The sequence below is a fragment of the Stenotrophomonas sp. TWI1409 genome, from assembly GCF_039673015.1.
Classification (GTDB): domain Bacteria; phylum Pseudomonadota; class Gammaproteobacteria; order Xanthomonadales; family Xanthomonadaceae; genus Stenotrophomonas; species Stenotrophomonas maltophilia_A.
This window is the reverse complement of the sequence record NZ_JBDJKU010000116.1, coordinates 1-6,853: the sequence shown is the minus strand read 5'-3', so window position 1 is coordinate 6,853 and position 6,853 is coordinate 1. Positions and strand designations below refer to the sequence as shown.

The 6,853-nt window shown below is 67.4% G+C and carries 6 protein-coding genes; 4 read left to right on the top strand and 2 right to left on the bottom strand.

Going from position 1 to position 6,853, the window contains the following annotated elements:
* Positions 1–233 precede the first annotated feature (233 nt).
* On the top strand, positions 234–1,712 hold the full coding sequence (gene glpD / locus ABE423_RS20245) for a glycerol-3-phosphate dehydrogenase (RefSeq protein ID WP_180837279.1): 1,479 nt from the start codon (positions 234–236) through the stop codon (positions 1,710–1,712).
* 79 nt (positions 1,713–1,791) lie between these two features.
* Positions 1,792–3,291 (top strand): glycerol kinase GlpK, encoded by a 1,500-nt coding sequence (glpK, locus tag ABE423_RS20240; RefSeq protein WP_346487299.1) that lies wholly within the window; start codon positions 1,792–1,794, stop codon positions 3,289–3,291.
* A gap of 95 nt (positions 3,292–3,386) precedes the next feature.
* Here glpK and ABE423_RS20235 read toward each other — a convergent pair whose 3' ends face one another.
* Both ABE423_RS20235 and ABE423_RS20230 read right to left on the bottom strand, forming a co-directional pair.
* Positions 3,387–4,181: a MetQ/NlpA family ABC transporter substrate-binding protein gene (locus tag ABE423_RS20235; RefSeq protein WP_049399178.1), complete on the bottom strand. Its 795-nt coding sequence runs from the start codon at positions 4,179–4,181 to the stop codon at positions 3,387–3,389.
* A 26-nt stretch (positions 4,182–4,207) separates the two neighbouring features.
* The gene (locus ABE423_RS20230; protein WP_010481302.1) at positions 4,208–5,179 is read right to left on the bottom strand and encodes a YafY family protein; all 972 of its coding nucleotides are present in this window, start codon (positions 5,177–5,179) and stop codon (positions 4,208–4,210) included.
* A gap of 81 nt (positions 5,180–5,260) precedes the next feature.
* Between ABE423_RS20230 and ABE423_RS20225 the strand changes: the two genes are divergently transcribed.
* Complete coding sequence (locus ABE423_RS20225) at positions 5,261–5,863, top strand: hypothetical protein (RefSeq protein WP_049399177.1); 603 nt, start codon at positions 5,261–5,263, stop codon at positions 5,861–5,863.
* Positions 5,864–5,970: 107 nt separating this feature from the next.
* Positions 5,971–6,747 carry a DUF481 domain-containing protein gene (locus tag ABE423_RS20220; protein WP_010481298.1) on the top strand — a complete coding sequence of 259 codons (777 nt, stop codon included), beginning with the start codon at positions 5,971–5,973 and terminating at the stop codon, positions 6,745–6,747.
* Positions 6,748–6,853 lie beyond the last annotated feature (106 nt).

Sequence of the window (6,853 nt, the reverse complement as noted above, 5' to 3'; positions counted from 1 at the left end):
GGATGGGGATCGCTCGACTCGTCTGTCGGCTAGTATCCGCAGATGCATGCTTGACGGTCCCTCCACCCTGGCTCCTACATACCGCGTAGGAGCCGGGAGGAACATACAAGCTTGCTCGACTGCCTTTCGTAGAGTCGAGCTTGCTCGACTGCCTTTCGTAGAGTCGAGCTTGCTCGACTTTTGCAAGAGCAGTCGACTGACAGTCGACTCTACACACAGGATGCGGAGGCGCGATGCACGACGTCGACCTGCTGGTGATCGGTGGCGGTATCAACGGTGCCGGCATCGCCCGTGATGCCAGCGGCCGCGGCCTGCGCGTGCTGTTGTGCGAGCAGCACGACCTCGCTGGGCATACCTCCAGCGCCAGCAGCAAGCTGATCCACGGTGGCCTGCGCTACCTGGAACAGCGCGAGTTCGGTCTGGTACGCAAGGCCTTGGGCGAACGCGAGGTGGTACGCCGGCAGGCACCCTATCTGGTCCGCCCGCTGCGTTTCGTGCTGCCGTGGGAACCGCACCTGCGCCCACGCTGGATGCTACGCGTGGGACTGTGGCTGTACGACCACCTGGGCCCACGCAGCCCGGCATTTCCCGCCTCGCGCGCCCTGGACCTTCAGCATGATCCGCTCGGCCCCTGGCTCTCCCCGGATCTGCGGCAGGCCTTCAGCTACGCCGACGCGCAGGTCGATGACGCGCGTCTGGTACTGCTCAATGCCCTGGATGCTGCCTCGCGTGGCGCACAGGTACATGTGCGCAGCCGCTGCATCGAACTGCGCCCTGTGCAGGGCCGTTGGCAGGCCGTGCTGGAATCCGCCGATGGCCAGCAGCATGTGACCGCGCGCGCCGTCGCCAATGCGGCTGGCCCATGGGCCGGTGGTCTGCTGGAGCAGATGGAGGCCCGCAGCGGCGGCCCCGCGCTGCGGCTGGTACAGGGCAGCCACATCGTGCTGCGCCGCCCCTGGCCCGATGACAGTGCCTGCCTGCTGCAGCAGCCCGATGGCCGCGTGGTGTTCCTGCTGCCGTTCACCCACGATCATCTGCTGATTGGCACCACCGACACCGACTACCGCGGTGACCCGGCGCGCTGCAGCGTGCTGCCTTCCGAGGTGAGCTACCTGTGCGCGGCCGCCAACCGCTATCTGCGTGAGCCGATCACTCCGGAAGACGTGGTCTGGCAGTTCGCCGGTGTACGTCCCCTGCTGGCCGACCCGGACCCGCGTGCGGCAACGCTGAGCCGCGACTACCGCCTTCAGCTGCAGTCCAACCCGGCGCCGGCGCTGCATGTGCTGGGCGGCAAGCTGACCACCTACCGCGTGCTGGCCGAGGAAGCGCTGAACCTGCTGTGCCCTGCCCTGCCACAGATGGGACCGGCCTGGACGGCAGGCGGAGACCCGCTGCCGGGCAGCGACTGGGGTGACGCCACACAGGCGCGCTCCCGCCTGCAGGCGCTGGCACCGTGGTTGCCCGTGGAGATCGCACGGCGTTGGGCCGAAGCCTACGGCAGCCGCAGCGCCGCCCTTCTGCAGGGTGCACGGGGCATGGACGATCTTGGAGAGGACTTCGGAGGCGGCCTGCATGCGCGGGAAGTGGCTTTCCTGCGCGACCACGAATGGGCCTGGGACGCCGAGGACGTGCTGTGGCGGCGGAGCAAGCTGGGGTTGCGGCTGGATGCTGCGCAGGTGGCGCGGCTGCAGGCGTGGATCGATAGACGGTAGAGTCGAGCTTGCTCGACTGACATGAAAAGCAGTCGAGCAGGCTCGACTCTACCAACACCATCGCTACCGGAGACGCTGCATGACGCCCCGCTACGTGCTGGCCATCGACCAGGGCACCACCAGTTCGCGCGCGATCCTGTTCGACCGCGCCGGCGACATCGTCGGCAGCGCGCAGCGCGAATTTGCGCAGATCTTCCCGCAGCCGGGTTGGGTCGAGCATGACCCGCGCGAGATTCTCACCAGCGTCTATGCCACGCTGACCGAACTGCTCAGCCGCGGGCAGATCGACCCGCGCCACATCGCCGCACTGGGCATCACCAACCAGCGCGAAACCACCGTGGTCTGGGACCGTGCCACCGGACAGCCGATCCACAACGCCATCGTCTGGCAGTCGCGGCAGAGCCACGCCATCTGCGAGCGGCTGAAGTCCGAAGGGCATGAGGCGCTGATCCGCGAGCGCACCGGCCTGCTGATCGATGCCTATTTCTCCGCCACCAAGGTGCGCTGGATCCTCGACCACGTCGAGGGCGCGCAGCAGCGTGCCGAGCGCGGCGAGCTGCTGTTCGGCACCATCGACAGCTGGCTGGTCTGGAACCTCAGTGGTGGCCAGGCGCATGTGACCGACTACAGCAACGCGGCGCGCACGCTGCTGTTCAACATCCACACGCTGGACTGGGATGACGACCTGCTGGCGCTGCTGGACATCCCGCGCGCGATGCTGCCGCAGGTGCGCGATTCCAGCGCGGTGTACGCGCATACCCGGCCGCAGTTCTTCTTCGATCACCCGATCCCGATCGCCGGCATCGCCGGTGACCAGCAGGCGGCGCTGTTCGGCCAGGCCTGCTTCCAGCCGGGCATGGTCAAGAACACCTATGGCACCGGCTGCTTCATGCTGATGCACACCGGCGCGCAGGCGGTGCGTTCGCGCAATGGACTGCTGACCACCATCGCCTGGGGCCTGGACGGGCGCGTGGAATATGCGCTGGAAGGCTCGATCTTCATCGCCGGCTCGGTGGTGCAGTGGCTGCGCGATGGGTTGCGCATGATCGAACGCGCCAGCGACAGCCAGGCGCTGGCCGCGCAGGTGCCCGACAGCGGCGGTGCTTACCTGGTACCAGCATTTGTCGGCCTCGGTGCGCCCTATTGGCGAAGTGATGTGCGCGGCGCGATGTTCGGCCTGACCCGTGGCACCCGCAAAGCGCACTTCGTGCGTGCCGCGCTGGAGTCGATGGCCTACCAGACCCGCGACGTGCTCGATGCGATGCAGTCCGATGCCGGTATCGCGCTGACCGAGCTGCGCGCCGATGGCGGTGCGATCGGCAACGACTTCCTGGCCGTATTCCAGGCCGACATCCTTGGCGTGCCGCTGCTGCGGCCGCGGCTGACCGAGACCACTGCACTGGGTGCGGCCTACCTGGCCGGCCTGGCGGTGGGGTTCTGGACCAGCCGCGAACAGATCGCCACGCAATGGGGCCTGGACCGGCGCTTCGAGCCACAGATGGAGGTGGCGCGGCGCGAGAAGCTGTATGCGGGATGGCAGCAGGCCGTGGCGGCCACCCTCGCCTTCCACGTCGACTGACGGTAGTGCCGGCCGCTGGCCGGCAACCCTATGATGTTTGGGGGCGCCTGGAGATTGCCGGCCAGCGGCCGGCACTACCACATGGCCAGCGGCCGTCAGAACGCCGGCAGCACCGCGCCCTTGTACTTGGTCTCGATGAAGGCCTTCACCTGCGGGCTGGTCAGGGCCTTGGCCAGCTTCTGCACGCGGGCGTCGTCCTTGTTGTCCGGGCGTGCGACCAGGAAGTTCACGTACGGCGAGTCCTTGCTCTCGATCGCCAGTGCATCCTTGGTCGGGTTGAGGCCAGCGTCCAGTGCGTAGTTGGTGTTGATCAGGGCCAGGTCGACCTGGTCCAGCACGCGCGGCAGCATCGCCGAGTCCAGCTCGCGGAACTTCAGGTTCTTCGGATTGGCGCTGATGTCACGCTGGGTCGACAGCGCGTTGGTCGGATCCTTCAGCTCGATCACACCGGCCTTGTGCAGCAGGATCAGTGCACGGCTGTTGTTGCTCGGGTCGTTCGGGATCACCACGTCGGCACCTTCGCGCAGCTCGGCCAGCGACTTGATCTTGCGCGAATACGCACCGAACGGCTCGATGTGCACGCCGATCACCTTCACCAGATCGGTCTTGCGATCGCGGTTGTAGGCATCCAGATACGGCTCGGTCTGGAAGTAGTTGGCATCCACCTGCTTCTGCACCAGCTGGTCGTTGGGCTGCACGTAGTCGTTGAACACGCGCACGTCCAGGTCCACGCCTTCCTGCTTGAGGATCGGCTTGACCACTTCAAGGATCTCGGCATGCGGCACGGCCGTAGCGGCCACCACCAGCTTCTGCGAGGGCTCGCCGGACTTGCCGCAGGCGGTCAGGGCCAGCGCAGCGGCGAGCAGGGGCAGCAACAGGGTCTTCTTCATGGGCGGAAGGGTTCTCGGGGGGAGTGTCAGGAGTTGTCGTAGTTGCTCAGGGCGAGCTCAAGCAGCGCCTTGGCCTGCTCGCGCAGCATCACCGGTTCGACGATCTCGGCATCCGAGCCGTAGTGCAGCACGTCCATCAGCAGCTCGCGCGAGACGCTGTACGGCACCTTCAGTTCATAGCGGCCATCGGCCAGGAAGCGGCCCTGCTGCTTGGAATGCCAGTGCTCGTCGGCCACCCAGCGGGCGGCCTTGGCGCTGAACAGGATGGTCGCCCAGCCCTTCGGCGCACCGGAGAAGATGCCGTAGCTGGCCCCGAGCTGCTCGTCCAGCTCGCTGTCGGCCACGTCGCGGGCGGTGCTGTCGATCACCCGCGCCTTGTGGATGCGATCCACGGCAAAGCTGCGCAGCGCCTCGCGGTCATGGTCCCAGGCATCCAGGTACCAGTTGTCGCGATAGTGGGTCAGGCGCTGCGGCGAAACGGTGCGCTTGGTCGGCTCGTCGGTGGAACGGGCGCGGTACTCGAACGCCAGCTGGCGGCGCTCCAGCACCGCCGAAGCCACGCTGCGGAAGCTGCCTTCATCGAACTTGCGGCCACGGTGCGGAATCACCCGCACCCGGTCCACCGGCCAGCTGGAAACGCCAGCCTGGGCCGCCAGCAGGCTCTCGATGCGCTGCTGCAGCGGTGCCAGCACCGAGGACAGCACGCCGCCTCCGGTCCGCGCCAGCAGGTGCTGCGAGGCCAGCAGGGCATGCAGCTCCTCCGAGCTCAGCCACAGGCCGGGCAGCTCGAAGCGGTCGCTCTCGTCGGCCTGGTAACGGAAGCCGGCTTCGCCGTCGCCCTCGATCGGTGCCATCAGCGCATCGCGCAGGAAGGCCAGATCGCGGTAGACGGTGGCACGGGAGCAACCGAGCTTGTCCTGCAGGGTCGCCACCGTCACCGGATAGCGTGCGGACTTGAGCAGACGATGCAGGGCGGTGATGCGTTCGTATCGGTCCATACCCCCGATTATGTCCGAGTCGCGGGTCTTGTGTGGGACGTTTGGGCTATCGTGGTCGCCCCCACCCCTCTGGAACACCCGATGCGCCGGTTGCCTGCCCTGTCCCTGCTGGCCTGCCTGCTGCTGGCCGCCTGTGATCGCGCGCCCGCCCCGGCCAGCACCGAAGCGCCCGTGCCTGCGGCGGATCCGGCGCAGGCGGTGCTGGGCGCCAGCCAGCGCTTCTCGGCCCTGCGCAGCTTCCACGCCGAACTGGAGGTGCTGGGCGCGCCGCAGCCGGTGCGCAGCGCCATGGACTTCGTCGCCCCCGACCGCTTCCGGGTGCAGACCCCGGCCGGTCCGCAGACGATCATCGGCGACACCATGTTCCTGCAGGCCGACGACGCGATCCGGCAGGTGCCGACCCCGCCGGGCCTGCTCGAGCAATGGCGCAACCCGCTGCCGGCCGATGCCCTGCCCGCCGATCTGCAGGCCGAAGACCTGGGCAGCCAGTCGCTGGACGGGGTCGAGACGCGTCACTACCGCCTGCGTGGCGCGCAGCCCGGCGAACGCCTGGAGTACTGGGTGGACGCGCAGGGCCTGCCGCGGCAGATCGTACGCAGCGGCAGCAGCAATGGCCGCAGCTTCCAGCTGCGCCTGCGCTATTCGCGCTTCAACGACCCGGCATTGCGCGTCGATCTGCCCTGAATAGGCGATCGCGGCAACGCCTGCTGAAGAAACCGTTTGGATCGATTCGGACCGCCATCACGCTTCCAGTATCATCACCGGCTGTCAACCGCTTCGGAGAAGCCCCGATGTCCCTGCGCGTGTCCCTGCTGATCCCCCTGCTGCTGTGCGCACCGCTCGCGTATGCGCAGGATGCCTCCGAACTGGCGGCGATGTCCTCGCCGTGGAGCGGCAGTGGCGGCGAGCTCGGTTTCGCTTCGGCACGCGGCAACAGCAGCACCGAGAGCTTCAACGGCCGCCTGCGCCTGCGCTACACCGATGGCGACTGGGTGCACAGCATGGACCTGGCTGGCCTGCGCTCCAGCTCCAAGGTGATCGAGACCCGCGACGACGGCTCCACCAGCCGCCGCAACAACACCACCGCCAACCGTTATACCGGCAGTGCCGGCAGCGCGCTGCAGCTGGGCGAGCACCGCCAGCTGACGGCCACGGTGCGTACCGAGCGCGATGACTTCGCCACCTACGACCGCCAGAGCTCGTTCGGTCTGGGTTACGGCACCCGCCTGTGGAACACCGAGCGTTTCTCGTTCGACGCGCAGATCGGCCCCGGTGTGCGCCGCACCCACAGCACCGAGGACGACCGCACCCGCACCGGCATGATCGGCCGCGGCCTGTTCGACATGAAGTACTCGCTGACCGACAACACCGACCTGGTCAACACCCTGCTGGTCGAGTCGGGTTCCTACAACACCTTCGGCCAGAACGACTTCGGTGTTTCGGTGAGCATGAACGAACATCTGGCGCTGAAGGCCGGCTGGCAGGCGCGTTACAACAGTGATGTGGCCGAGGACAAGCGCAAGACCGATACGCTGACCACGATGAACGTGGTCTACAAATTCAAATAAGAAACGGGCGCCGAAGGCGCCCGTTCTTCTTTCGGTAGTGGCGGGGGGGGGGGGGGGCGAGACAAAAAACATCAGGGGGGCGGGGGGGGGGGCCCGCCCGCGCCAC